At 35.9% G+C, this 25,816-nt stretch carries 23 protein-coding genes; 11 read left to right on the forward strand and 12 right to left on the reverse strand.

Annotated elements, in window-relative coordinates; translation table 11 throughout:
• Positions 1 to 17 precede the first annotated feature (17 nt).
• Both recA and ACFOWM_RS09475 read right to left on the reverse strand, forming a co-directional pair.
• Positions 18 to 1,034 (reverse strand): recombinase RecA, encoded by a 1,017-nt coding sequence (recA, locus tag ACFOWM_RS09470; protein WP_379709225.1) that lies wholly within the window; start codon positions 1,032 to 1,034, stop codon positions 18 to 20.
• Positions 1,035 to 1,273: 239 nt separating this feature from the next.
• Positions 1,274 to 1,873 (reverse strand): LURP-one-related/scramblase family protein, encoded by a 600-nt coding sequence (locus tag ACFOWM_RS09475; RefSeq protein WP_379709227.1) that lies wholly within the window; start codon positions 1,871 to 1,873, stop codon positions 1,274 to 1,276.
• A 100-nt stretch (positions 1,874 to 1,973) separates the two neighbouring features.
• On the opposite strand from ACFOWM_RS09475, the gene ACFOWM_RS09480 reads away from it, so the two are divergent.
• Complete coding sequence (locus ACFOWM_RS09480; protein ID WP_379709229.1) at positions 1,974 to 2,846, forward strand: L,D-transpeptidase; 873 nt, start codon at positions 1,974 to 1,976, stop codon at positions 2,844 to 2,846.
• On the opposite strand, the gene ACFOWM_RS09485 is transcribed toward ACFOWM_RS09480, so the two are convergent.
• Positions 2,838 to 4,559, reverse strand: coding sequence for a M3 family oligoendopeptidase (locus ACFOWM_RS09485; RefSeq protein WP_379709231.1), 1,722 nt, complete (start codon positions 4,557 to 4,559; stop codon positions 2,838 to 2,840). The genes ACFOWM_RS09480 and ACFOWM_RS09485 overlap by 9 nt on opposite strands.
• 75 nt (positions 4,560 to 4,634) lie before the next feature.
• Entirely contained in the window at positions 4,635 to 5,687 is a 1,053-nt protein-coding gene (locus tag ACFOWM_RS09490; RefSeq protein WP_379709233.1) for a nucleoid-associated protein, read from the reverse strand.
• A gap of 134 nt (positions 5,688 to 5,821) precedes the next feature.
• Here ACFOWM_RS09490 and ACFOWM_RS09495 point away from each other — a divergent pair, with 134 nt between their 5' ends.
• Positions 5,822 to 6,883, forward strand: coding sequence for a WD40/YVTN/BNR-like repeat-containing protein (locus ACFOWM_RS09495; RefSeq protein ID WP_379709235.1), 1,062 nt, complete (start codon positions 5,822 to 5,824; stop codon positions 6,881 to 6,883).
• An 80-nt stretch (positions 6,884 to 6,963) separates the two neighbouring features.
• A complete protein-coding gene (locus tag ACFOWM_RS09500) occupies positions 6,964 to 7,941 on the forward strand; it encodes a YpdA family putative bacillithiol disulfide reductase (RefSeq protein ID WP_379709237.1) in 978 nt (325 codons plus the stop codon).
• Between the two features lie 22 nt (positions 7,942 to 7,963).
• Here the strand turns inward: ACFOWM_RS09500 and ACFOWM_RS09505 are convergent, their stop codons facing one another.
• Together ACFOWM_RS09505 and lptB are read right to left on the reverse strand one after the other, a co-directional pair.
• Positions 7,964 to 10,459, reverse strand: coding sequence for a DUF5916 domain-containing protein (locus ACFOWM_RS09505; RefSeq protein ID WP_379709239.1), 2,496 nt, complete (start codon positions 10,457 to 10,459; stop codon positions 7,964 to 7,966).
• 135 nt (positions 10,460 to 10,594) lie between these two features.
• Positions 10,595 to 11,356: an LPS export ABC transporter ATP-binding protein gene (lptB, locus tag ACFOWM_RS09510; protein WP_379709241.1), complete on the reverse strand. Its 762-nt coding sequence runs from the start codon at positions 11,354 to 11,356 to the stop codon at positions 10,595 to 10,597.
• 153 nt (positions 11,357 to 11,509) lie between these two features.
• Between lptB and metF the strand changes: the two genes are divergently transcribed.
• The gene (gene metF, locus ACFOWM_RS09515) at positions 11,510 to 12,463 is read left to right on the forward strand and encodes a methylenetetrahydrofolate reductase [NAD(P)H] (protein ID WP_379709243.1); all 954 of its coding nucleotides are present in this window, start codon (positions 11,510 to 11,512) and stop codon (positions 12,461 to 12,463) included.
• Positions 12,464 to 12,517: 54 nt separating this feature from the next.
• Here metF and ACFOWM_RS09520 read toward each other — a convergent pair whose 3' ends face one another.
• The 3 genes from ACFOWM_RS09520 to ACFOWM_RS09530 form a co-directional block, all read right to left on the reverse strand.
• Positions 12,518 to 13,207 carry a porin family protein gene (locus ACFOWM_RS09520; protein ID WP_379709245.1) on the reverse strand — a complete coding sequence of 230 codons (690 nt, stop codon included), beginning with the start codon at positions 13,205 to 13,207 and terminating at the stop codon, positions 12,518 to 12,520.
• Between the two features lie 114 nt (positions 13,208 to 13,321).
• The gene (locus ACFOWM_RS09525) at positions 13,322 to 15,262 is read right to left on the reverse strand and encodes a peptidylprolyl isomerase (RefSeq protein ID WP_379709247.1); all 1,941 of its coding nucleotides are present in this window, start codon (positions 15,260 to 15,262) and stop codon (positions 13,322 to 13,324) included.
• 20 nt (positions 15,263 to 15,282) lie between these two features.
• Entirely contained in the window at positions 15,283 to 16,707 is a 1,425-nt protein-coding gene (locus tag ACFOWM_RS09530; protein WP_379709249.1) for a DUF4369 domain-containing protein, read from the reverse strand.
• A gap of 402 nt (positions 16,708 to 17,109) precedes the next feature.
• Here ACFOWM_RS09530 and ACFOWM_RS09535 point away from each other — a divergent pair, with 402 nt between their 5' ends.
• The 4 genes from ACFOWM_RS09535 (at position 17,110) to ACFOWM_RS09550 (ending at position 20,682) form a co-directional block, all read left to right on the forward strand.
• The gene (locus ACFOWM_RS09535) at positions 17,110 to 17,241 is read left to right on the forward strand and encodes a hypothetical protein (protein ID WP_379709251.1); all 132 of its coding nucleotides are present in this window, start codon (positions 17,110 to 17,112) and stop codon (positions 17,239 to 17,241) included.
• A 233-nt stretch (positions 17,242 to 17,474) separates the two neighbouring features.
• Entirely contained in the window at positions 17,475 to 18,899 is a 1,425-nt protein-coding gene (gene rlmD, locus ACFOWM_RS09540) for a 23S rRNA (uracil(1939)-C(5))-methyltransferase RlmD (protein WP_379709253.1), read from the forward strand.
• Between the two features lie 58 nt (positions 18,900 to 18,957).
• Positions 18,958 to 19,656, forward strand: a complete 699-nt coding sequence (locus ACFOWM_RS09545; protein ID WP_379709255.1) for a rhomboid family intramembrane serine protease — start codon at positions 18,958 to 18,960, stop codon at positions 19,654 to 19,656.
• A gap of 72 nt (positions 19,657 to 19,728) precedes the next feature.
• On the forward strand, positions 19,729 to 20,682 hold the full coding sequence (locus ACFOWM_RS09550; RefSeq protein WP_379709257.1) for a rhomboid family intramembrane serine protease: 954 nt from the start codon (positions 19,729 to 19,731) through the stop codon (positions 20,680 to 20,682).
• 75 nt (positions 20,683 to 20,757) lie between these two features.
• Here ACFOWM_RS09550 and ACFOWM_RS09555 read toward each other — a convergent pair whose 3' ends face one another.
• A complete protein-coding gene (locus ACFOWM_RS09555; RefSeq protein ID WP_379709259.1) occupies positions 20,758 to 21,354 on the reverse strand; it encodes a YMGG-like glycine zipper-containing protein in 597 nt (198 codons plus the stop codon).
• Positions 21,355 to 21,688: 334 nt separating this feature from the next.
• Between ACFOWM_RS09555 and ACFOWM_RS09560 the strand changes: the two genes are divergently transcribed.
• A complete protein-coding gene (locus ACFOWM_RS09560) occupies positions 21,689 to 22,618 on the forward strand; it encodes an endonuclease/exonuclease/phosphatase family protein (protein ID WP_379709262.1) in 930 nt (309 codons plus the stop codon).
• Positions 22,619 to 22,835: 217 nt separating this feature from the next.
• Positions 22,836 to 24,320 (forward strand): cysteine--tRNA ligase, encoded by a 1,485-nt coding sequence (gene cysS / locus ACFOWM_RS09565; RefSeq protein ID WP_379709264.1) that lies wholly within the window; start codon positions 22,836 to 22,838, stop codon positions 24,318 to 24,320.
• 72 nt (positions 24,321 to 24,392) lie between these two features.
• Here cysS and ACFOWM_RS09570 read toward each other — a convergent pair whose 3' ends face one another.
• Positions 24,393 to 24,866: a GAF domain-containing protein gene (locus ACFOWM_RS09570; protein ID WP_379709266.1), complete on the reverse strand. Its 474-nt coding sequence runs from the start codon at positions 24,864 to 24,866 to the stop codon at positions 24,393 to 24,395.
• Positions 24,867 to 24,965: 99 nt separating this feature from the next.
• Between ACFOWM_RS09570 and ACFOWM_RS09575 the strand changes: the two genes are divergently transcribed.
• Positions 24,966 to 25,292 carry a four-helix bundle copper-binding protein gene (locus tag ACFOWM_RS09575; protein ID WP_379709268.1) on the forward strand — a complete coding sequence of 109 codons (327 nt, stop codon included), beginning with the start codon at positions 24,966 to 24,968 and terminating at the stop codon, positions 25,290 to 25,292.
• On the opposite strand, the gene ACFOWM_RS09580 is transcribed toward ACFOWM_RS09575, so the two are convergent.
• Entirely contained in the window at positions 25,289 to 25,768 is a 480-nt protein-coding gene (locus ACFOWM_RS09580; RefSeq protein ID WP_379709270.1) for a regulatory protein RecX, read from the reverse strand. The two genes, ACFOWM_RS09575 and ACFOWM_RS09580, sit on opposite strands and share 4 nt — an antisense overlap.
• Positions 25,769 to 25,816 lie beyond the last annotated feature (48 nt).

Genomic DNA, 25,816 nt, shown 5'->3' on the forward strand with positions numbered 1-25,816 from the left:
ATTTTTTTGGTAGGCGCTTATTCAGCAGCAGTTTTACCTTCTTTAATTTTTTCTCTTATTTTACCTTCAATTTCATCTGCCATAGCAGGGTTATCAATCATTAATTGTTTTACTGATTCTCTACCTTGGCCTAATTTATCGCCATTGTAACTAAACCAACTTCCACTTTTTTGAATAATACCTAATTCCACACCCATATCTATAATTTCACCTGATTTTGAAATACCTTCTCCGTAAACAATATCAAATTCAGCAAGGCGGAAAGGTGGTGCTACTTTATTTTTCACCACTTTTACTTTTACATGGTTACCTGTAATTTCATCACCATCTTTTATTTGGGCAGTTCTGCGAATATCTAAACGTACCGATGCATAAAATTTTAATGCATTACCACCCGTTGTAGTTTCGGGGTTGCCGAACATTACGCCAATTTTTTCTCTCAATTGGTTAATGAAAATACAAACCGTATTGGTTTTATTAATGGTAGCTGTTAGTTTACGCAAAGCTTGGCTCATTAAACGAGCTTGTAAACCCATTTTACTATCGCCCATTTCGCCTTCTAATTCGCCTTTAGGTACCAATGCGGCAACCGAGTCAATTACCACTACATCTAATGCACCTGATAATATTAAACGATCGGCAATTTCTAAAGCTTGCTCACCATAATCAGGTTGCGAAATCAACAAATTATCAATATCAACCCCTAATTTTTGTGCATAATTACTGTCAAAAGCATGCTCAGCATCAATAAATGCACACATGCCACCCTTTTTTTGCGCTTCAGCAATTACATGTATGGCTAAGGTTGTTTTACCTGATGATTCAGGACCGTAAATTTCAACTACCCTACCTTTTGGTAAACCGCCAATGCCTAAAGCCACATCAAGACCAATAGATCCTGTTGAAATAACCTCTTGTTCTGTTACCCCCTTTTCGTTCATCATCATTACCGACCCCTTTCCAAAATCTTTATCGATTTTATCCATGGTCAGTTTTAAGGCTTTAAACTTTTCTGATTTTTCTGTAGCGCTCATTTTCTTGTTTTTTTAAGTGATGTATCTTGTTTTGCGTATAAATATATTGTAAAACAAAACTATAAAATAAATTTTATTTAAACTAATTAATTTAGTAAATAAATGATAATATTTTTAGTTTTATTGGTGTGCATAAAAAAAATCCCCTCCTGAAGAATCAGGACGGGACATTGTTCAAGCATGAGAAAATCATTAAATCGAGTGATTTAACTTTAACTCCAGAGTTTATAGTGCGTTTATTATTGACTTTCTTTTAAAACCATATCAATTGTAACAGCGGCAGCTACTATGGCCATTTTATTACTATCTTCTGCATATTGCGGTACTATTGATACCACATATTTATCAGCCGTTGTAAATGCCTCTTTTAAAATACCATTCCATTTTTTATTGATGGTACCTATTTCGTTATTACTGTTATCATTTATTGAAAAATTCCACCCCTTCCAATCGCCTGCAATCGTTGCAATTACTTCATTGTTGGCATTGCTAATTGTGAAAGAGGGTTTTAAAAACTTAAATTTTTGTTTGATGTAGCCCAGTGGTTGATCTTGTCCATCAAAAAGGCTAATTTTCGACATCCAAAACGTCCACCCTCTTTTAATAGTTACCAACACATCGCCACTTAAATCAGTAATTTCTAAATGAAAGGGTAATAATTTCTTATTTAAAAGTAGGCGTAGTGCTTTTTGACCAGCAGATAATCGTTGTTGAATTAAACCAATTTCGCCGCCAGTTTCATCGTACACTTTGTAGGCATTGGTAAATTTGAAGAAGCCAACTTTTTCATCAATAAAAAATTGATTCGTTTCAAAAAAATCGGGGAAAATCATTGACATCCTTGCAGTGTTTATGGTAATCAAATATAAAACAAATTAATTTTATTAATCAAATCAAATAATTATTGCAAATTGGCATACTATTTACATTACTAATCACATGTATTTTTTAAGAACGGTATTTTTTGTAGGAATTATAAGCCTTGTTGCCTGTAAACAACCTACCACTCAGCCACAACCAACGCAACCAACTGCACCAGCAATTAAGCCAAACGATAGTGCAATTGCAAAACCTGTAAGCATAACTTATACACTGCTTACAAATAAAGATAGTATTAAGGCTACTTTAAAAAAGTTAGATACCAGCAGCATTGCTATGCTAGCATTGGTAAACCGTATGGATGTACGTAGCCTACGCAATTACGATACGTTAATTATGCCTACCGATTTAACACAACCTCGAACGGCTTATTTTCCTTTCCCTACAACAGTAGCTACTTTGGCCGATGTAAAAAAGATCATCTATTTTTCGTACCCGGCACAAGCTTTTGCAGCTTATGAAAACGGAAAGTTGGTTTTAACAGGACCAACCAATATGGGTAAAAAAAGTAGCAAAACACCTACGGGTTTATTTTTTACCAATTGGAAAGCAAAAAAAACCATTAGTACGGTAAACGATGAGTGGGAACTTAAATGGAATTTTAATATCGCCAATAAATTAGGCGTAGGTTTTCATGAATATGCGTTACCTGGTTACCCTGCCTCACATAGTTGTATGCGTTTGAAAGCTGCCGATGCACAATATTTTTATTATTGGGCTGATCAATGGAAGGTAGTTGATAATGCTATTGTAGCATATGGTACACCAGTAATTGTTTTTGGTGAATACCCGTTTGGCCAAGCTAGGCCTTGGTTAGCGTTGGTACAAAATAGCGATGCCTTAAAAATAGACGACGCTGCTATTGAAAAAATAACAGCGCCGTACTTAAATGAAATTTTACAAAAGCAACAAGCAAGAGATACTTTACAGTGATAATACTTGCATTTGTTGTTGCACAAAATCCATCAACACTTTTATTTTAGCCGGACTAAAATCAAACTCCAAACCTGCGGCTTTATACAGCTCAGGCAAGGTTTTGGTACCACCTAAACTTAGGGCTTTGCAGTAATTATCCAACGCTTGCTCAGGGTTGTTTTTATATTGCATCCACATACCAATTGCACCTAATTGTGCAATACCATATTCAATATAATAAAATGGTACTTCGTACAAATGTAATTGGCGTTGCCATGCATTGCTACGGTAGTTTTCTAAGCCACTGTAATCAATTACATCATCTTTAAACTCGTTAATAATGCTTACCCAAATAGCTGTACGCTCATTTGCAGTATGGGTTGGGTTTTCATATACCCAATGTTGAAATTTATCAATAATAGCGATCCAAGGGAAGATGGTAATTACCCTTTCTAATTGATGTGCTTTTGCCCTTGCTAAATCGTTGGGGTTATCAAAAAAACTATCCCAGTGGTCCATACTAAATAACTCCATAGCCATGCTAGCTACTTCAGCAATTTCCATAGGGTATTCTTTAAAGCCAGTGAGTGGCAATGGGTGTGCTAAAAAAGAATGAATAGCATGGCCACCTTCGTGTACCATAGTAGTAACATCATGCATTTGGCCAGCAGCATTCATAAATATAAACGGAGCACCACTTTCTGCTAACGGACAATTATAACCACCTGGTGATTTACCTTTTCTACTCTCTAAATCTAAATGATTCATTTGCTTCATACGCTGTAAGCACTCTCCAAAAAACGGCCGTAGTTTGGTAAAGCAATCAATGCTTTTGTTCAGCAATTCGTCGCCGGTGGTAAATGGTCGCAATGGTTGTACTCCGGCAGGTTCAGCATCTAAATCCCAAGGGCGTAACACATCAACCCCTAATTGTTCTTTTTTAGCTTGGTAAATGTTATTCACCAACGGTAATACATATTGTTTTACAGCCGTATGAAATTGGTAACAATCATTTTTATCATAATCAAAACGACCCAATTCTTTAAAACGATAATCCCTATAATTTTCAAAACCTGCATTGGTAGCTTCTTTGTGGCGAAGGCTTATTAAGGTGTCGTATAAATTATTAAGGGCTTCTTTATCTTGTAAGCGGCGTTCTTGAATTTTTTTATACACTTCTTCTCTTAAAGTACGGTCGGTACTTTCTAAAAATTTACCAGCTTGTTGTAGGGTGTACTCTTGCCCGTTTACCGTTATGAGCATGGCTCCGGCAATTTGTCCATACTGTTGTTGTAATACGGCAACTTCTGCTTGCAGCGGTATATTTTCTTCTCTAAATAAATCAATACTTTTTTGGGTGCTGCGTAAATAAGTATGGTAGGTAGCAGCATCTAATTCATTCACAAAAGGAGAGGCTAATAATTTTTTATTGAGGGCATCGCTGTAGGGTTGAATTTGTGGCTGTATTTCCATGCAAAAGAAGTTAAAAGCATTTTCTAGTGCTTTATTTTCGTTGTCGCAGGTCATTTTTATTTGTCGCCAACATGCATCTTCATTTACAGCGGCTTCTAACTCACTCATATCAAGCAGCCACTTTTCGAGGGCTGCTTTGTTTTCAATAACCCTATCTTTTAATTCAATAAAAAATGGTTCTAAACTGGCCCAATCGGTTACTGTAAAATCAATTGGTAAATAATGACGGGGTAATTTTTCTATCGCTGCTGTGTACATACTAAATAATTATAAGGCACAAAATTATGAATAAGTTGGGTTGTGTGTAAGTAATAAAAGCATGTTAACATGCCATTATACTTCTTCTCTAAAATATACTTTGTAATAGTTCATTTGCAGGGCTTCATCGTACCCCTTTTCAATTAAATCGTTGTTGCCGTGTATGTATATATGAAAATTTTTATCCAACTTCAATACACTTTTATACACCCTTGCTTGTTTTTTTACAGCAGCAATATGTATGGCAAAACTATCCGGTATAGGCGACTCCATTGTTTGTTCGTAATTGCTTTTGTAATTTTTAAAAGATGCAATGCCGGCTTCGTTATTAATTACTTCGTGACTAAAAGTATCTATATTAAAATCATCGTTTTCTTTAAAGTATTTGATGGAGCGATTGAGTAAATCAATTTTATCTGTTTTGCTCATATCAAACAATTGATCCATTTCATTCTTTACAAAATCTTTATAAATAGAAAGTACGGTATTGGTTTGATTATAAGCATCGTTTCTAATACGGAGTTGTAAAAAAGCGTCAATCCAATACGATGCTTCTGTTTGGTTGGTTTGGTCAATAACCGTTACTTTATAACCTTCTTCAGCCTCTGTATTAAAAATGATACAGCCCTTATCTAATTTTTTTATATTGATGGCCTGTTCTTCGTAAGCCATTTGGTATGCCGTATCGTTATGGTGTATAGTGAGGTAAGGCTCTTTACTTTCTGATTTAAAAATACCAATAGCAGCCACCATTTCACCCTCAATGGGTAGGGCATCAAAATAACAACAATACATTTCGCCACTTTTAATTTTTGGGTGGCTCCCTACTTTGTACAACAACTTTGCAAGTTGCATGCTATGGGTATGAAACTGTGTAGCATCAGCAAAAATTTGCTCCGCAAAATGATATACTTCGTTTAATTGTAAATTACCTGTAGTATGACTTAAGCGATACACTTCGTTGCTTTTTTCAAACGGCCCTAAAAAATATTGGCGTAATAAAGTTGCCAACGTATCATCAATAATAGGTGTGGGGTTTTGCGATAAAATAAGGGCTTCATCAAGTGCCTGGTTACCTACTTTGTGTATTGAAAGTTGTGCAATATTTGTTTCAAAATTTGAGCTCATTCGGCGAAATTAACGCTTTCAATGTATGCAGGCAAAGCATTGTTTGCAGTATATAAACATATTAATTTATATGAACGGTACATTTTAACCTAATACCCATAATATCTTTACGGCAATAAAATAATCATCGTATTATGGTAAAGTATTGTTTAATGCTCAGTTGTTTTTTAGTTGCTTCATTTTGTTTAAAAGCGCAATCAATGGTATGGCAACAATTAAATACAGTGGCTTATCAAGGTAAGCAAGATGATATTTGTTTTGTTGATGAAAATACCGGCTGGTACGTAAATGGCTATGGTAGAATTTTTAATACAACCGACGGTGGTACTACATGGAACAAGCAGTTGGAAATGAAAGCGACCTTTTTTAGGTGTATTGCTTTTATTGATAAAAACATTGGTTTTGCAGGTACGGTGGGTACTGATTATTTTCCGAATGTAATGGATACGATACCGTTGTACGGCACTACCGATGGCGGTAAAACATGGCAACCCGTTGCATATAATGGTCCGTACGTAAAAGGGTTGTGTGCCTTAGATGTTGTGAAGGAAAGCTACATTAACCACGGTGTACTCGATTATAAAATACACATTTATGGTGTAGGCAGGGTGGGTAGTCCTGCAAATATGATGGTGTCGCATGATGCAGGTAAAACATGGACCACCAAAAGCATGAACAACGATTGTAAAATGTTGTTCGATATAAAAATGTTCAATAAAAATGAAGGGATAGCTTGCGCCGCTACAGATGAAGATATTACCAAAAGCAACGCTTTGCTACTAAAAACAACAGATGGTGGCGCAACTTGGAAAAAAGTATACCAATCAACAAGGCCATATGAAACCACTTGGAAAGTACATTTTCCATCAGCTAAAGTGGGGTATGCTACCATACAATCATACAACCCTGATACTACTATATCGCAACAACGTATTGTAAAAACAACCGATGGTGGTAATACTTGGCAAGAAATGAATTTGGTAAATGATGCAAAGGCCCGTGAGTTTGGTATTGGTTTTATAGATGAGCAACATGGGTATGTAGGTACCATTGTGAGTGGTTTTGAAACATTGGATGGTGGTATTACTTGGCAAAAAACAAACCTTGGCAGGGCTTGTAATAAAATAAGAATTTATAGAAACGCAGCTGGCAAATTGTATGGCTATGCCATTGGTGTAAATGTATTTAAATTATAGTCTATTAATTTTATAGAAAAGTAAATCGTTAACACAAATGCCTGTTTGCAAATAGTACCTTTGTTGTAAATATGTACAACATGTTACAGTACGATGTAGTAATAGTAGGTGGTGGCCCTATTGGGTTGGCTTGTGCCATTGCAGCACAGCAAAAAGGCTTAAAATATGTGGTTGTAGAAAAAGGTTGCTTGGTAAATTCAATTTATGGTTACCCAACCAATATGACGTTTTTTTCAACCTCAGAAAAATTAGAAATTGGCAACATCCCTTTTGTAAGTAATAATAACAAACCCACCAGAGCAGAAGCATTAGAGTATTACAGAAGAACCGCTATAGCTCACCAGCTCAATATTCAACTATTTGAGCCTGTTACAAAAATTGAAAACAAGCAACATGTTTTTGAAATCACTACAACCAAGCAACAATACAATGCCCAATTTGTAATTATTGCTACAGGCTTTTACGACCTTCCTTTTTTATTAAATGTGCCGGGTGAAGCGTTACCAAAAGTGGTGCATTATTATAAAGATCCTCATTTTTATGCTATGCAGCAGGTGTTGGTAGTAGGCGCTCAAAACTCTGCTATTGATGCAGCTTTGGAAACCTACCGTAAAGGAGCAAAAGTAACCTTGGTTATAAGAGGTAGCGAAGTAGGCGAAAGAGTGAAATATTGGGTACGCCCTGATGTTATGAACCGAATTGCAGAAGGTGCTATAAAGGTTTATTATAATACCACTGTAAAAGAAATTTTACCAACTGAGGTTATATTACAAACGCCTGATGGTATTGAAACCATACCCAATGATTTTGTTTTGGCGCTAACAGGCTACCAGCCTAACTTACAATTTTTAGAAGATGCAGGTGTAACCCTCTCTAATGATGCTATTAAAAAACCTACTTACAATGAAAACACCCATGAAACCAATGTACCTAATTTGTTTTTAGCAGGTGTTATTTGTGGCGGTATGGATACGCATAGTTTGTTTATTGAAAACTCACGAGTGCATGCAACTGCAATTATTGAAACAATTGTGGGCAGGCTTACACTTGCTCATTAACTGCAACCATTAGGTAACTTTTTTAGCTATGCTTCATTTTTGAACGCAACGTGGCATAATCTAAAAAGTAAATAAAGCGTAATGAAAGGCCAGTAAATTGTTCGCCAGATACAATATTGCCCAAGTTTTTAAGATATGATTTTTCAAAACTTCTGCTAAAGCTTTGGCCAATATTTTTCCAGCCAATTGTAATAAAGCTACCTTGGGTAAACTGCCAATTGTAAATCATATCAACACTTAAAAAATTATAATTCTGATTTACGTTTTTAGTAAAAGGAGTGGTAGGTGTTTTTAAATTACCATCTAAATCTAACTCATAAAACTGTTGTGGTGCTACTTTTGAAAATGAATGACGAGCCCTTAACGTAATACCCATTTTGTTGTTGAAATTATATTTTGCATCCAATGTATTTTCAACGGTGTTAAGGCTTCGTCTTGCAAAAATTACAACATCTGTTGCAGGGTTGTTGGTATAAGTGGTATTGGCCCAACCAGCATCATTTTTAATATTTTCAACTTCTACGTATTGCTGAATAGAAAACTTATTACTAAACCTAATTTTACCGCCAATACCATAGCCAATGGTTTTTCTATTAAATAAACCCAAAAACCTTGAGCCTAGGTTGGCGCTCCACGAAAACTTTTTAGCATCGTTACTTTCGTAATAGCTGTAAAAGCTTAACCTATTGCCATTTTTAAATACCCTACCAAAACTACGTGGTTCATAAAAATCGTTGCCTTTAAAGCCATTGTTTACATTTAAGTAAAAGAAACGAAGTTTTTTTGTACGCACATTTACATTGAGGTTAAGGTAAGCACCTTGGTACATGTATTCTTTTCGTTTATAAATATCAATAGGTGTTACCAATGTGCTAACACTACCGTTAATACCTATACGAATATTGTTGTACCAGTTTTTGGCTTTGTTCCAATTATAACTAGCGTTAAAGCCATTTTCAATATTGTTATTATTGGTTAAGTAACCCAAGTCGCTTTTATCGTATTTACCATTGGTGAGCTCTTGAAAAAAGTTGAAATTAAAACGACCGCTGGTTTTACCAAAGTACAATAAATGAGCATAACCTGTTACGGGTTTAGCTTTTGTAGTAGTGTTGCTGATGCTTACTTGTCCGCCTACATTCCACGTATTGGTTTTATCATTAAAATCAAATAATGCTGCACTCACATTCGCATCATAATCGCTACCACTACGAAAAACGTTGGTATTAACGAATGATACGCTGCTGTTGTGTTTAAGGGTTTGGTCTAACACAAATACATTATAATTGGTAAGTGGGTTGGTTTGAAATGTTCTACTTTCTTTTCCGCTCTCTTGAATAGTGGCATATTGTGGTTTGGTTATGGCATTGAGCATGGCTACGCCTAAACCTTTTTGGGTACGGCCACTAATTTTAGTGGCGTTAATAAGTTTGCTTTGCGTAGGGTTTTCAACAACAGTTTCGGCACCAGTGGTTTGGTTGTATGCATCGTTATAATGCAATGGCTGCCCACCAATACGCCTACTGTAAAATAAATTACCCTTGCTAAACAGTTCTGTACCTTCTGTAAAAAATGCCCTGTTTTCAGCAAAACGTTGTTCAAAAGGAGTAAGGTTGAGTGTACGGTTATCAGTTTGTACTTGGCCAAAATCAGGAATCAATGTAACATCTAATGTAAATGCTTGGTTAATACCATACTTCACATCCATACCGCCATTTAAAGTGGTGGTTGATTTTTTTGTGCCGACTTCGGCAGTGCCATCATGATTGTAGTATGTTGAAAAATAGGGCGATAATTGTAAACGTAGTGGCGGTTTAATATTTTCGAAACCATTAATAAAACCCTCTTGCGTTAAAAACCCATTTACATTTGGGTCAATGGCTTGCCAGGTTGATTTTTGTCCAAATCGTTTGCGTTGGCGTACAATATTTAAACCCCAATCTTGCACCGTTTTTTTACCAAAACGAATAGCTGAATAAGGTATAAACATTTCAAAGCTCCAGCCATCGCTGTGTATTTTTGTAGCACTTTGCCAAATGGCATTCCAAGCAAAATCTTCACTATTGCCATTGGTGTTGGGCGATACTTTTGCATCCCATTGCTCATTAAGTGGCGTTAAAAAATACTCAAATCCATTGAGTTTATCTTTATACGTATCTAGCACAATGCCTATAAAATCGTTGTTACCAAAACCATCTCTACCGGTTAGTTCGGCCGCAATACTATCTTTTGATTTTTCGTGTAAATAACCACCAATGTAAATACCATCATTACTGTATAAAAAGTATACTTCTGTTTCGTTGCCTGCGGCTTCGGGTGTAAAAGGGTTGGGTTCAAATATGGTAAAATTGTTTGCAGTAGCAGCTGTTTTCCATGCAGCGTCATCAAGCTCCCCATTTAATTTAATAACGCTATTTGTTTTTACAACAGTTATATTTTTTTTCGTAATTGATTGTGCATTGCTGGTTTGAGCAATACAAAAAGTGCAAAAAATGGCGAAGCAAATAAAAAATTTCATACAACAGTTGTTAAGGGGTGTTCATTTTGTGAACCGTACACGAAACTATACGTACATGTTGTTGTATTTGTTACCGTTTATCAAAAATAAATTTTAATTAAGATTTTTTTAACGGTTGAAGAAAGGTTGGTTGTGCTAGCTCCTTGCGTTTTCGTGGAGATAATCTTTACGCTTTAATTCGAAATTGCGGCCGAGGTACAAACGCCTTACTTGCTCATCGCTAGCCAATTCTTCAGCAGTGCCGTGTTTAAATATTTTACCATCAATTAATAAGTAAGCCCTATCGCAAATGGAAAGGGTTTCGTTTACATTATGATCGGTAATGAGTATGCCTATGTTTTTATATTTGAGTTTGGCAATAATTTCTTGAATATCTTCCACCGCAATGGGGTCAACACCAGCAAAAGGTTCATCTAACAAAATAAACTTGGGGTCAACGGCAAGGGCACGTGCAATTTCGGTACGTCGGCGTTCGCCACCACTCAATGTATCACCATTATTTTTGCGTACGTGTTGCAAACGAAACTCATCTAGCAAACTTTCTAACTTAGCTTTTTGAGCAGCTTTGTCGAGCTTGGTCATTTCCAATACCGCTATAATATTTTCCTCTACCGTTAATTTTCTAAAAACACTGGCCTCTTGTGGCAGGTAACCAATACCCATTTGGGCACGCTTGTACATGGGTAAACTTGTAATATCAATATCGTTTAAAAAAACAGCTCCTTTATCTGGCTTTACCAACCCTACTACTTGGTAAAACGAAGTGGTTTTACCTGCACCATTTGGACCTAATAACCCTACAATTTCTCCTTGTTTTACATTAAATGAAACATCGTTTACGACAGTTCTGCTGCCATAAATTTTTACCAAGTTTTTTGTTTGAATAATTAAGCTCAAAGGTTATCTATTATTTTTAGGCAAAAATAAGTTAATTGAATTGCTCAGCAATACAGCAGTTTTTAATTAACAATTGGCTTTGTTTTGCTATTGTAGCGGTGCTTCTGTAAATTTGTAGGGCGCATTTTAAATTAATGCAATAGAAAGAGCGATATGAAAGTAACTGAACATTTAAAAAACGCCCAAAACACTGTAATTTCTTTCGAAATTTTACCGCCATTAAAAGGTAAAGGTATACAGTCGTTATACAACCATTTAGATCCCTTAATGGAGTATAAACCATCATTTATAAATGTTACCTACCACCGTAGTGAGCATGTTTTTAAAAAAATGGGTGATGGTAATTTCAAAAAAGTAGTGGTTCGTAAACGCCCAGGCACAGAGTCAATTTGTGCAGCCATTATGAACAAATACAATGTAGATACTGTACCACACTTAATTTGTGGCGGTTTTGATGTGAATGAAACGGAAGATGCGTTAATTAATTTACATTACTTAGGTATTGATAATGTGTTAGTGTTACGTGGTGATGCCGCTAAAAACGAAACCAACTTTGAGCCAGAACCAGGTGGTCATCAATACGCCATTGACTTATTAAAGCAGGTGCAAAACCTCAACTCAGGGCTTTACTTAGAAGAAGATTTAAAAAACACCACCAGCACTAAGTTTTGCATTGGTGTGGCAGGTTATCCTGAAAAGCATTTTGAAGCCCCTAATATGGACACCGATTTGCAATTTTTAAAACAAAAAGTTGATGCAGGTGCTGATTATATTGTAACGCAAATGTTTTTTGATAATGCCAAGTTCTTTGCTTTTGTGGATGCTTGTAGGGCTATCGGTATTAATGTGCCTATTATACCTGGCTTAAAGCCAGTATACAATAAAAAGCAATTAACCATTTTACCAAAAGTATTTCATATTGATTTACCTACAGATTTATCATCAGAAATTATTAAATGTAAAAATGATGAAGATGTTGAAAAAGTAGGTGCAGAGTGGTTATTACACCAATCGAGAGATTTAAAAAATGCTGGTGTAGAAGCCTTGCATTATTATACTTTAGGCAAACCAAATTTAATTGCTAATGTAGTGAAGCAATTATTATAAAGTAAAAAAAGGGCATCAATTTGATGCCCTTTTTTTGTTGTTTACCAAATGAAATTAGTTTAAAGGAATACCTACAGAAATAGATGCTGTACGGTATTTGTTTTTTTCATCAGCATTATTGTTGCCTGCTGTTGAATTAATTTTTGCTAAACCAAGGCCGTAATTTGCTCTAATAGTAAAACCTTTTAAAGCGATACCACCACCTAAGTTAATACCGTAATCAAATCTTTTTAATTTGTTGTAAGCGGCATCTTCTTGTTGTGAAGTAAATGGATCATCGTTGCTGAATTTAATGTTTTCAGATGATGAACTAGTTAACGGACCAAACTTAGTGTCTAATTTAGATTTACCACCTACACCTACAGCTACGTAAGGACCAGCATTTACGAAGATGTTGTTATCTTTATCGATAGGAAACTTTACCACTAAGTTTACTGGTAATTCAACATATAATGGGTTAAATTTTGCTTTTACATAATCATTACCATTATTATAGTAGGTTTCAGCTTTTGCACCTCTACCAGTTAGTAACAAACCAGTTTCAAGGTCAACTACTTTTGAAATACCGAATGTACCTAACAAACCTGCGTTAAAAGTTACTAAGGTGTTATTGTCTTCTGTTTGTCCGCTGTTACTAGTAGTAATATTTGCAAAGTTTGCACCGCCTAATGCATATATTTTTTGAGCGTTTGCTTTTGTTACCATTGCTGTTAATACTACTAAACCGATTGCAATTTTTTTCATACTATTTTTTTTGATTTTTAGGAATGTGCTTCTTTGCACTTTAATCTTGTGCTAGCCTAAAATTCAAAAAGCCTGCCAAAATAAGGCAGGCTTGTATAAATAAATGCGTAAATACTATTGTAGTATGGAATTTAATACCTGTTGGTTAATAGTTACGGGGTATTTTTTTCGCAATGTGTTTACCCATTCTGTTTCAAGCACAGTTTGATAATCGTTTATAACTAAACCCCTAGCTTCACTAAAGCTTCGTGGTTGATTACCTTCGTATAAACGAATAAAATGTGCAAACACATAAGTGCCATCCGCATTTTTAACAATATTTGAAAATGCATTAGTTGTGGGGTTACCCATGTTTTCAATACCTGGTATTTGTGCTAATTCATAGCGGCCACTATCTGCCTGTATTTGGTTGTTGCTTTCAGCTGTAATAGTGAGCCAACTTTTGCCATTTTTTAAAGCTTGTAATGCTTCAGTAGCTTTTTGTTCATTAGCACAATTAAATATAATGATATCAGCACTTGGCTGCCATACATAAGCAGTTTTGTGTTCGTTATAGTATTGCTGCAGTTTAATACTATCGCTACCTGCTTTTGACCAAACATTACGCTCCATTACCTCAAAAAGCATATTGCCTTCTTTAAACTCTTGCAATTGGTATTTATAATCAGCGTTGTATTTTTCTAAATTATTTTGATAATAATTTACAACCGTTTGAGTGGCAAAATTGTCCCAAATATTTTTGATAGGGTCATTGATTTTTTCAGCATTTGATTTATAATCTCTTACAAATTGTAACCAAGCGGCGCCTTTTATTTGAGTACCATCTTTAAAACTGATGATATTTTTTTTGCTAATTGGCAACGCATTGGTGTTTTCAAAACTCGGGTTGGTCATTAATGTATCGGCATACCTATACAAATCAACATCACTCACCACATTTAATTTTTTAAAACCAGTAAGTGTAGTAATTGTTTTATTGAAAATATTTTTTGCTGCTGTTACCCGTTCATCTTGTAAAACCTGTTGTTTAATTTCAAATTGGTAAGCAACATCATTTGGGTTGCTGGGGTTATCTTTTTTGCTCAAGCGTTTTACTATGTGGTAGCCATAAATGGTTTCAAAAGGTTGTGTAATATCATTATTGTTTTGTAAGGCAAATACATTTTTCTCAAAAACAGGGTTATACCTACCTGTTGAAAATTCTTGCATTTCGCCGCCTGTTAAATAAGTAATGCGATCGTCACTGAAATTTTTAGCTGCTTCATCAAACGATAATCCCTTTTTTATAAGTGCATATATACTATCAGCTTTTTGGTGAATGGCAGCTTTTATTTCGGTAGTGGCATTTGGGGGGAAAGCGAATAAAATTTGAGCAGTTCGCCATTTGCCAACGTTTTGGCGCTGATCAATTACTTTCAATACAAGTAACCCCTTCTTATTGTTGTATGGTGCCGCAGTGCCACCAACGGGTGTGTTATAAACAATATTTTCTATAGCGTAGGGTAAAGTAAAGGCTGTAACAAAGCCAGCATCTACAAAAGAAGTTGTTGTATATTTTGCTGAAATATTATTGGCAAGAGCTTCGTAATTTTTATCGCCATTTTTTAAAGCAGTATAAATTTCTTTGGCGGCATTAAACGCCTTTACGGTATCAGTAATATTATCTTTTGTGAAGGAGATAGAAAAATAAATTATATGTACATCTGTTAAACTTCGGGTGGCTGCTTCGGTTACCACTTGCTGAAGTCCCTTTTCATCATTTAAATAATTAGGTAAAATTTGTTCTTTAAAATTTTGTAAATCGTATTGTATTTGCGGCAACGTATCTAAACGTAATGCAGCTGCTTCGTTTACTTTTAATTTAAAGTTGGTAAAAAGCGTAAGGTATTCTTTTATTGAAGCGGCTTTATCAGTAGTGCTTGGTTTGTTTTTGTTATAGGCCCTTAAAAATTCATCTTTAGTAATTTGGTTTTTACCGAAACTAAATAAAACTTGAGCAGTGGCATGGTAGCAATAGCTGCAAAAAAGTGCTACAATAAGCGTAATTTTTTTCATTGTAAAACGTAAGAGGTGCTTTATGGCTTTTGGTTTGTTTTAAATTCTAAAAAATCGTTGATTTGCTCCCTACTTAATTTTTTAGCTATAATTCGCTTGTCTTTATCAAGTAAATAATAAGTAGGTGTTACAATTACATCATACAATTGTTTGTAAGTAGCTCTTTGCTCTTTTTCATCTAACTCTTTAGCGGCTTTGGTTTGGTAGACGTTGATCCAATCACCAATGCGGTGTTCGTTAATGTAATTAACCCAAGTGGTTTTTAAATTATCTGTTTCACTTAAAACGGCATAAATTTTCAACCCTTTTTTTTGCCAATTGGCCCTGTAAAACGAATCAATTTTTGGAATTTCTTCTTTGCAATGCCCACAAGTTGGATCCCAAAAAACGAGTAAAGTATATGGTGCATCTATTCCGTATAAAGGTGTAGGTTTACCGGCCGTATCAACAAAATCGAGGTTGGCTGCTTTTTCACCCACTAGGTTAGACATTAACATAAACGCCCTTCTTGTAATAGTTTCTTGCTGCTTTTCGTTGAGCCAATTGCTAATGCCCTTACTGTGGTATTTATCAAACAAGTGTACAAAAATAGCATCTTGCCCCATGTATTTGGGGTTAATGTACTCATCTGTAAACCAATTGAGTAAAAACTTATACATTTCTTTGTTAGTACGGGCTAACAATAATTTGTAATCAATATCTTTTATAATACTGTCGTTTTGTTGCGGCATTACTTCTCTGTAATAGCTTTCTAACTTTGGTAAAAAGAAGGGTGTTCTAATAATACGGTCATCAGTAAAACTGATACCATCCCAATAGTGAGATTTGTAGTAATAATAGTTATCGATAGAATCTTGCTTGGTAACAGGTATTTTGTCTAGCTGAGGCGATGCTTTTAAGGCAGACAATAATACCGAAAGCATTTCTTTTGGTTTTGTTTTGATGATATTTTCTCTATAATCATTCAGCTCATTGTTGTACTGAGCATATTTTTTTTCATGTAAGGTAGAGTCTGCCTTGGTAGTTGCTTGGTTGTAAGCATTTCTTTCTGCTTGTAACAGTTTGCCCTTTTGTGCTACAAAGTTTTGGTATTGCTGAAATAAAACATTGGCTGGCGAACCTGTAATTTGTGTTTTTTCAAAATTGGCTGTATCAACTTTAATTGTAATAAGCTGAGCATTGTCAATCAAAAAATCGGTTTGCATGCGCTTACCCGGAAACACCACAGCATAAATACCGGGCTGTACTTTTGTAGCACCTTTAAATACAAATGTACCTGAATTGGGTACGGCTACAGAATCTTGTATGTTGAGCTTGCTGCCCATGTAATACACCAAATAAGCAATACCCGATTTGTGTTGACTGGTAACTGTTATTTTATAACCCTGCGCTGCAATAGCATTGCTGATAAAAAGCAATAAAAAAATGTAAAATACTTTTCTCATGTATCTAAAAAGGTGTTTAAATTAAGCCATGCAATTTAAATAAGATCAAAAATTAGGTTATGCTTATTTATAATAGCACGCTACAACATCTATAACAAAAGTATTTAAAATAGCTATTCAAAGGCGTTTGAAATAACAACCGAGTTTACAAAAGGATTTTTTTAACAAACTTATTTTGTGGTGACTTTTGAAGTGTACACCACGGTTTTACCTTGCATTTGTGCAGATTTTAATTGAATCACCATTTTATTGTCACTTATTTCAATAATGGCTAATCTAAACAACTCTCCCAATTCAGCGTTACCAACAATAATTTCGTTTTTTTGTTCATCATAGCGCCAAGTTGCAGGTTCTTCTTCAACTCCTTCGGTTACCGAAATGAGGGTATAGTCATTTTTAAAAGTGATGGTATTATCTGCTTGTCCGTTTGGAGGTATACTTTTTACCCCATCAATGGCTATGCTATCAGCTTTTCATGTAAAGCAAAAGGCTGCTTCTTTTGGTGAAAGTACATTGGTTTGTGCAAAAGATTGAACGCTGCACAATAGGAGTATTGTTAAGAATGGTAGGATTGTTTTTTTCATAAGGTTAAATTTTATAATAAGTGGTTTGAAATACCTTTTGTAAATATATTGTATTTAGTTTTTAAACATATTATTGCTTAATCGATTACCTAAATTTATACATCATTGATATTATCTCATTAATCAGTAACATCATTTACACTCGTATCAACAATTCGTTTATTTAAGCCCTATTTTTGCACGGTGAAAAGAAAAAAACCTAGAGTTACACTCCACAACATCACCATTACAGATTATGCAGCACAAGGCAAAGCATTGGCCCGTTATGAAGGTAAAGTAATTTTTACCGAAGGTGCCGTACCTGGCGATGTGGTTGATTTGGTGCTTACCAAAAACAAAAAAGATTTTGCAGAAGCAAGAATCACCCAAATTATACAACCTTCACCTGATAGGGTAACGCCTTTTTGCCAACACTTTGGTGTATGCGGCGGCTGTAAATGGCAAATGTTGCCCTACGAAAAACAACTGGCCTTCAAACAACAAGAAGCCACCCAAAATTTACTACGTATTGGTAAAGTAACCGATGCTACCATATTGCCGATTGCTGGCGCAACCGATACCGAGCATTATCGCAACAAGTTGGAGTTTACCTTCAGCAACAAAAGGTACCTAACGGCCGATGAAATAAATGATGAGGGCGTACAACCACTTCAAAATTCATTGGGCTTTCATGTGCCACGTATTTTCGATAAAACCATCAATATTTTTGAGTGTTTTTTAATGGATGATGTGAACAATCGTATTCGCAATACTATGCGACAGATTGCATTGCAACACGAACTGCCTTTTTATGATATTAAAGAACATACGGGTTGGTTGCGTAACCTCATCATCAGAAAATGTACCACGGGTGAATTAATGGTAAATCTTTGTATTAATTATGAAGATGAGGCGAATACCAAAATGGTGTTAGATGCGCTGTTAGCAGCTGTTCCAGAAATTACAACATTGCTATACACCATCAACCCTAAATGGAACGATAGTATTTACGACCTTACGCCCATAACTTATTTTGGTAAAGGATATGCCATTGAAAAGCTGGGCAATTTTGAGTTCATCATCAGTCCTAAATCATTTTTTCAAACCAACACAGCGCAGGCCAATACCTTATACAGCATCACCCAAGCATTTGCACAACTTACGGGTAACGAAGTAGTGTACGATTTATACTGTGGTACAGGTAGTATAGGTATTTATGTGAGCCCCGGTGCTAAAAAAATTGTAGGGGTGGAGCTTATTGAAGATGCCATTGAAGATGCTAAGAAAAATGCTGCCCTTAACAATATTACCCATGCTCATTTTTTTGCAGGTGATGTTATCAAAATTTGCGACGATGCCTTTTTTGAAACGCATGGCAGGCCAGATGTTGTTATTACCGACCCACCAAGGGCTGGTATGCACGAAAAATTGGTAAATAAACTATTAGAAATTGCGGCACCAGTAATCGTATATGTGAGTTGCAATACCGCTACCATGGCTCGTGATATATTGTTACTCAGCGAAAAATATGCAGTTGAAAAAGTGCAAGCGGTTGATATGTTTCCGCATACACACCATATAGAATGTGTAGCTAGGTTGGTGTTAAAAGCAACGCCAACAGCTGAGTAAGTTTGTGAATTATTTATAAAGCCTTAAAGGTAATTTTGCAGTCGTTTAATACAAGAGTATGTCATACAATCAATACGGAAATAGGTTTCAAAAATCAACGCCAGCTGTTACCAATTTAATTATTGCCAATGTGGTGGTTTTTTTAGCTCAAATAATGTTTGGTGGACTTAATAATGAAAGTACTTTCAATAATTTGTTTGCGTTACACCATTATAAGTCAGATGATTTTAGGCTGTACCAAGTAATTACCCATATGTTTATGCATGGTAGTTTTATGCATATTTTGTTCAACATGTTTGGCTTGTATATGTTTGGGGCAAATATTGAAAGGGTTTTTGGTCCAAAACGATTTTTAGTTTTTTACATGGCTTGTGGCATAGGTGCTGCCGTGGTGCAATTGGCTTCTTATGCATATACATTTAGGCATATAGATGCTATGCCACTTTCATACGATGAACTAATACAATACCAAACCTTATTACATAATAGTGTTACGGTGGGTGCATCTGGTGCTATTATGGGTGTATTGGCAGCTTTTGGTTACTTGTTTGCCAATACTGAAATGATGATTATACCCTTCCCTTTTCCTATAAAGGCCAAATGGGCTATTTTAGGTATTATTGCTATTGATGTGTTTAGTGGTATTGCACCTAAAGTAGGTGATAATGTAGCCCACTTTGCCCACGTTGGTGGCGCACTCACCGGTTTTTTAATTGTATATATTCAAAACAAAACCAACAGACGAACTTTTTATTAAAGATGTTCAGCTGTACACAACACTACTAAAGTTTCACTGGTATTTACTTTGTAATTTTGTAAAAAAATAGCCATGGGAGAATCGGATCGTTTTCATAGAAATGAGTTTAAGCAAAGGCGAAAAAGTAGGTTTACCTTAGGTGCCGATGGCAATGCATTAACTGCTTTATTTGCCCTTAATGTAGTGTTCTTTTTAATTTTAATGGTGTTGCAAGTAGGGTTTTATGTTGGCGAAAAAACACCTGATTTTTTTTATACAACAGTGGTTCAATGGTTTGAATTGCCGAGCAGTTTAACCAAATTATCTGAAAGGCCATGGACGTTGTTCACCTATGTATTTACCGAGTCGGGTGCAGGTATTATAAGAGGCATTACCAATATGATTTGGCTATGGGGCTTTGGTTACATTTTGCAACAAATGGCCGGTAACGATAAAATTATACCCGTATACATTTATGGTGGTTTTACAGGCGCTATATTTTTTATTGCAGCACATTATTTTATACCTCCAATCGCTATGTACAAAGGGGTTAATGGTATAATGGGTGCCAATGCCGGTGTAATGGCTGTTGCTATGGCTACAACAGCCATTGATCCCAACTTTCGGTTTTTTACGCAAATACGCAATGGTATACCAATTTGGGTATTAATGACGGCCTATATTTTAATTGATTTTGCAGGCGTAGCCAGTACCAGTGCAGCGTACAGTTTGGCTCATTTAGGTGGAGCATTAGCAGGCTTTTTATTTGTAGTGTTTTTGCGCAGGGGTAAAGATGGTAGTGTGTGGATGAATAAAGCCTATTTTAAATTTATTACCTTATTTGAACCGAAGCCAGGTAGCAACACTAACCCTAAAGATGCATTTTTTTATAAAACCGGTGATAGAAAACCATTTACAAAAACCACCTCTGTAACTCAACAAAGGGTAGATGAAATTTTAGATAAAATCAACCAAAAAGGCTATCATTTTTTAACAGATGAAGAAAAAGCTTTTTTAAAGAAAGCAGCTGACGATGAAGCGCTTTAAATAATAGTACAACAAACGGCACTCCAATGAGTGCCGTTGTTGTTTTGTGTGCATCCCCTCATGCCAAAAAATTAGTTATGGAGTAGTATTGGTTGTAACATTAGCCCTACCCGATTTTTTATCTGCTTTTCTACCTAAAATATAACCACCTGCTGCACCAATTACGCCGCCAATAATAGCGCCTTTACCACCTTTGCCTATTACGGCACCTGCAACGGCACCACCAACGCCACCTATCGTAGCACCTTTAGCTGCTTCACTCCAACCTGTGGGTTTTTTAGGGGCTTCAACGGGTGTTGTTGCCGTTGTATTTCCGGTGCTTGCGGTTGTTCCTTCACCTGTATTAGCAGGTGCAGTAGTGGTAGGTTCAGCCGCTTTAGGTGTTTCCACTGGAGGCGCAGGCGTATTCACCACCACAGGTGCAGGCGCAGGCTGCTTCTCAATCACTCTAACAATTTTTGTTATTGTTTGTACCTGAGGCTTTGCCGAAGGCTGAGTAGTTGCTACTGCTGTGGTAGGTTGTGCAACATCTGTTGAGCCATTGGCTAAACGCAATGCAGCTGTATCAGTAAACACTATATTTTTATTCACCTCTAACGATGGTTCTTTTTTGCTGTTACATGCTGCCAATATTGTTGCAGCTATTGTACTCATAAGTAGTATTCTTTTCATCTTTTTTCATTTTAAAGTGATACAATTACTACCTATAAAGGCAAAATAATGCCAACCCATTCTGCCCAACATCTATTAAGAAAAATTTATGTTAATTGCTTTTAACTATCTGTATCTTTAAACTATGGCAACTGGTTTTTTTCGACGATTTACAAAGCGTATTTTTATAACAACAAATGTTGTTGTAGCATTGCTTTTTATATTAAGTTGCTATGGTACACACCTTAATAGCACTACGTTTTGGTGGGTGGGGCTTTTAAATTTAGGAGCACTGTATCTATTACTTGTCCTCTTAGTGTTTATCATTTTTTGGTTATTTGCCAATAAAAAATACATGCTTATTGGTGTAGTGAGTATGGCCATTTGTTATAAACCCATACATCAACTTATTAAGTTGAACATGGCTGATGATTTTGAAGTAAAAAAGCCAGCAAACAACATTCGTGTAATGAGTTGGAATGTGGAGCATTTTGATATTTTAGAACACAAAACGCACCCTGAAGTAAAAGTAAAAATGCTCGACCTCATTAACAAGTATATGCCAGATGTAGCTTGTTTTCAAGAAATGGTGGGAGGCGATGAAGACCCATCTGCCATTAATTATGTACCTACTATAGCGGCAAAACTTGGCTTTTCTCAATATTTTTATAGTTACAATAAAAAAGATGATTTTGATAACAAACACCATTTTGGCATCATCATTTTTAGTAGGTACCCTATTATTAAAACAGCTACTATTGAAAACGACCCTTTTGACTATAACACTACTTTTCAACAAATAGACATCGTAAAAAATACCGATACCATTAGGGTGCTCAATGTGCACTTACAATCACTTAAATTTAGCAATACCAATAAGCAGTATATTGAAAACCCTACCTTACAAAGTGAGAACGATATAGAAAAATCTAAAAACATCATTTCTAAATTAAAAACCGGCTTTTTAAAAAGAAAACGCCAAAGCGATTACATAAGGGCAGCCATGGATAAAAGTCCTTACCCATTAATTGTTTGTGGCGATTTTAACGATGTGCCTAATAGCTATGCTTATAACACCATTGGTAAAAATATGTTGAATGCCTTTGTTGAAAAAGGCAGCGGCATTGGCCGAACCTTTTCTGCTATTTCACCCACATTACGTATTGATAATATTTTTGTTTCACCCACTTTTCAAGTGCAACAATACATTCGTATTCCAAAAATAATGAGTGATCATTATCCTATAATTACAGATATTAAAATTGAACGAAACAAAGGTTTTTAAACCAGCCAATTAAAAATTGTAAACATCTCAAACCAACTTTTTGTATTTTTGAACAAATGCTACAAAAAAAAACACATAATTGCTGCTGTTGCTGCCTTAGGGCTGCCTATTAATAATTGAAATAGGTGAGCATATCTTTTCAATAAATACCTTTGCATTTTAAACACCAACTTACTTTAATAAATGAGGTAGCCTCACCTTAAAAGAGGCATAAGATATGGCTTTAGAAATTTACAATACACTCACACGAAAAAAAGAATTATTTACACCATTAGTGCCTGGCTATGTGGGTATGTATGTGTGCGGCCCTACTGTTTACAGCGATGTGCATTTAGGCAACTGCCGTACTTTTATTTCGTTTGATATTATTTACCGCTACCTTAAATACCTCGGTTACAAAGTACGTTACGTTCGTAATATTACCGATGCTGGTCACCTTGAAGGCGATAGAGATGAAGGCGATGATAAGTTCAGCAAAAAAGCAAGATTAGAGCAAGTAGAGCCAATGGAAATTGTGCAACGTTATACGCTGGGTTTTCATGAAGTAATGCAACTTTTTAATACGTTGCCACCAACTATAGAACCTACTGCAACGGGGCATATTAGTGAGCAAATTAAAATGACGCAAGATATTTTAGCCAATGGTTATGCTTATGAAGTTGATGGTACTATTTATTTTGATGTTGAAAAATACAATAAAGAAAAACCGTACGGTATTTTAACCAACCGCAAGCTTGAAGATTTATTAGAAGGCACTCGTGAATTGGGCGGACAAGATGAAAAACGGGGTCGCCTCGATTTTGCACTTTGGATAAAAGCCAAGCCTGAACACTTAATGCAATGGCCCAGCCCTTGGGGTATGGGTTTCCCCGGTTGGCATATTGAATGTTCTGCAATGAGCAATAAATACTTGGGTAAACGTTTTGATTTGCATGGTGGTGGTATGGACCTTGCCGCTACCCACCATACCAATGAAATTGCACAAAATGAAGCTTGCTTTAGGGAAAGTCCGGCTCAAATTTGGATGCACACCAATATGCTTACCGTAAATGGTACTCGTATGAGCAAATCATTAGGCAATGGCTTTTTGCCCCACGAATTATTTACAGGAGCACACCCGTTGTTAGATAAGGCGTACAGCCCTATGACGGTTCGCTTTTTTATGTTGCAAACCCAATATAGAAGTACGTTAGATTTTAGTAACGAGGCATTACAAGCATCAGAAAAAGGATTGAAACGCCTTTGGGAAGCCTATGAACTATTACAGAAAATGGCGTACCAAGCTGCGGTAATTGACAATGAATTAGATACCAAAGTACAACAATTAATAGCCGGGTTTGATGATGCCATGAACGATGATTTTAATACCGCTAGGGTATTGGCGAACATGTTTGAATTAGTGCCTACCATTAATTCGTTTAAAGATGGGTTATTACAAATAGGCGCCATTAGCGAAGCTACTTTTGCATTGTTACAGCAAAAAATGAAAGCCTATTTAGAAGACGTATTTGGCTTACAAGCGGCTAATAGTGAGGGTTCTGGAAAATTATCGGCAGTAATGCAGTTGTTAATAGATATTCGTAAAGAGGCAAAAGCTAAAAAAGATTTTGCTACCTCAGATAAAATAAGAAACCAGCTAACCGAAATGGGCATCATTTTAAAAGATGAAAAAAACGGTGAAATGAGTTGGAGTGTTGCGTAACAAGTATAAATATGCATAATTAAAAAATGCTACCCAATAGGTAGCATTTTTTATGATTATAATATCAGCAAATTACATCGGTATAGCCGCTACAATTTTTTCTAAATACAATTGGTCTGTTGTGTCAAAACTATTTAAATCAGTACTATCAACATCTAACACACCCACCACTTCATTGTTTACAATTATAGGCACCACAATTTCTGACTTTGATAAGCTGCTGCATGCAATATGACCCGGAAATTCCTCTACGTTGGGTACAATTAATGTAGCTGCTTTTTCCCAAGCTGTGCCACAAACGCCGCTACCTTTTTTTATACGGGTACAAGCAATTGGTCCTTGAAAGGGGCCTAGCACCAATACATCGTTTTTAACTAAATAAAAACCCGTCCACAACCATTGAAATTGGGTGGCTAATGCAGCAGCAACATTGGCTAAATTAGCAATTAAATCAGGCTCACCATCCATCAATGCTACTATTTGCGGTAGCAATGTTTCATATTGTTCTTGCTTTGTACCAGTTATTACTTGTAAATCTTCTGCCATATTGATGCTGTTAATAAATGTGCGTAAATAGGTTGCAAAGATACACAGCACCATTTATAGTGGCTTGAATTTTGAAACAGTTTCACAAAACCTTTTCATATGACCGCTTATCATCAATACCAAATTTGTATAGAAGCCTGCCTACGTTGTGCAGCTATTTGTAACCACTGTGCCGCAAGTTGTGCCCAAAGTGATAATGCCACTGATAAAGCCAAATGTATTCAATTGAATATGGAGTGTGCAGCTATTTGTTATGCTACAGCTGAACTCATGAGTTTGGGAAGTACGCATGTAAAAGAATTAGCAAAATTGTGTGCCACCATGTGCGATGCTTGTGCAGATGAATGCAGGCATCATGATGATGAACATTGTAGAGAAACAGCTGAAGTGTGTGCTAAGTGTGCTGATGAGTGTGAAATTGTTTAATTACTCAATCGTTGCACCATTTCAGCAATTAAATGATACTCATACCCCTTGCTCATTAAATAGTTTTGCAGCTTACTACGCTTGGTAAAAATATTGCCTTCGCCTTTTAATTGTTCCCATTTTTCGGTGGCTAACTTTTGTAAGGTAGCAGCGTAGTCTGTTGCATCTATTTGGGCAAGGGCTTTTTTTATACAATAATCACTAATTTTTTTTTGCTTGAGCTCAAAGGTTATTTTGGTTTTGCCCCATTGTTTCATCCTAAATCGGCCACCTGCAAAGGCAATGGCAAATCGTTCTTCGTTTAAATAATTTTCGTTAATAAGCTGGCTTAGCAATTGCTCCACTTCTTGTTTGTACAGGCCATAGCCATATAGCTTCTGCTTTACTTCGGTATGGTTACGCTCTTGGTAAGCACAATAGTGTTTAATTTTTTGCCAAGCCTTATCTATCCCTATATTTTTTTGTTCAAAAGCCATTTGGTGGCAAAAATGTGCATTTTAATGGTACAATCATAAATTTTTTAT

Origin of the sequence: Ferruginibacter yonginensis, assembly GCF_042651465.1 — a bacterium.
Lineage (GTDB): Bacteria > Bacteroidota > Bacteroidia > Chitinophagales > Chitinophagaceae > Ferruginibacter > Ferruginibacter yonginensis.

Coding starts and splice junctions, on each gene's coding strand:
- recA (WP_379709225.1), bottom strand. CDS start 1,034: ATGAGCGCTACAGAAAAATCAGAAAAGTTTAAAGCCTTAAAACTGACC.
- ACFOWM_RS09475 (WP_379709227.1), bottom strand. CDS start 1,873: ATGTCAATGATTTTCCCCGATTTTTTTGAAACGAATCAATTTTTTATT.
- ACFOWM_RS09480 (WP_379709229.1), top strand. CDS start 1,974: ATGTATTTTTTAAGAACGGTATTTTTTGTAGGAATTATAAGCCTTGTT.
- ACFOWM_RS09485 (WP_379709231.1), bottom strand. CDS start 4,559: ATGTACACAGCAGCGATAGAAAAATTACCCCGTCATTATTTACCAATT.
- ACFOWM_RS09490 (WP_379709233.1), bottom strand. CDS start 5,687: ATGAGCTCAAATTTTGAAACAAATATTGCACAACTTTCAATACACAAA.
- ACFOWM_RS09495 (WP_379709235.1), top strand. CDS start 5,822: ATGGTAAAGTATTGTTTAATGCTCAGTTGTTTTTTAGTTGCTTCATTT.
- ACFOWM_RS09500 (WP_379709237.1), top strand. CDS start 6,964: ATGTTACAGTACGATGTAGTAATAGTAGGTGGTGGCCCTATTGGGTTG.
- ACFOWM_RS09505 (WP_379709239.1), bottom strand. CDS start 10,459: ATGAAATTTTTTATTTGCTTCGCCATTTTTTGCACTTTTTGTATTGCT.
- metF (WP_379709243.1), top strand. CDS start 11,510: ATGAAAGTAACTGAACATTTAAAAAACGCCCAAAACACTGTAATTTCT.
- ACFOWM_RS09520 (WP_379709245.1), bottom strand. CDS start 13,207: ATGAAAAAAATTGCAATCGGTTTAGTAGTATTAACAGCAATGGTAACA.
- ACFOWM_RS09525 (WP_379709247.1), bottom strand. CDS start 15,262: ATGAAAAAAATTACGCTTATTGTAGCACTTTTTTGCAGCTATTGCTAC.
- ACFOWM_RS09530 (WP_379709249.1), bottom strand. CDS start 16,707: ATGAGAAAAGTATTTTACATTTTTTTATTGCTTTTTATCAGCAATGCT.
- ACFOWM_RS09545 (WP_379709255.1), top strand. CDS start 18,958: ATGTCATACAATCAATACGGAAATAGGTTTCAAAAATCAACGCCAGCT.
- ACFOWM_RS09550 (WP_379709257.1), top strand. CDS start 19,729: ATGGGAGAATCGGATCGTTTTCATAGAAATGAGTTTAAGCAAAGGCGA.
- ACFOWM_RS09555 (WP_379709259.1), bottom strand. CDS start 21,354: ATGAAAAGAATACTACTTATGAGTACAATAGCTGCAACAATATTGGCA.
- ACFOWM_RS09560 (WP_379709262.1), top strand. CDS start 21,689: ATGCTTATTGGTGTAGTGAGTATGGCCATTTGTTATAAACCCATACAT.
- cysS (WP_379709264.1), top strand. CDS start 22,836: ATGGCTTTAGAAATTTACAATACACTCACACGAAAAAAAGAATTATTT.
- ACFOWM_RS09570 (WP_379709266.1), bottom strand. CDS start 24,866: ATGGCAGAAGATTTACAAGTAATAACTGGTACAAAGCAAGAACAATAT.
- ACFOWM_RS09575 (WP_379709268.1), top strand. CDS start 24,966: ATGACCGCTTATCATCAATACCAAATTTGTATAGAAGCCTGCCTACGT.
- ACFOWM_RS09580 (WP_379709270.1), bottom strand. CDS start 25,768: ATGGCTTTTGAACAAAAAAATATAGGGATAGATAAGGCTTGGCAAAAA.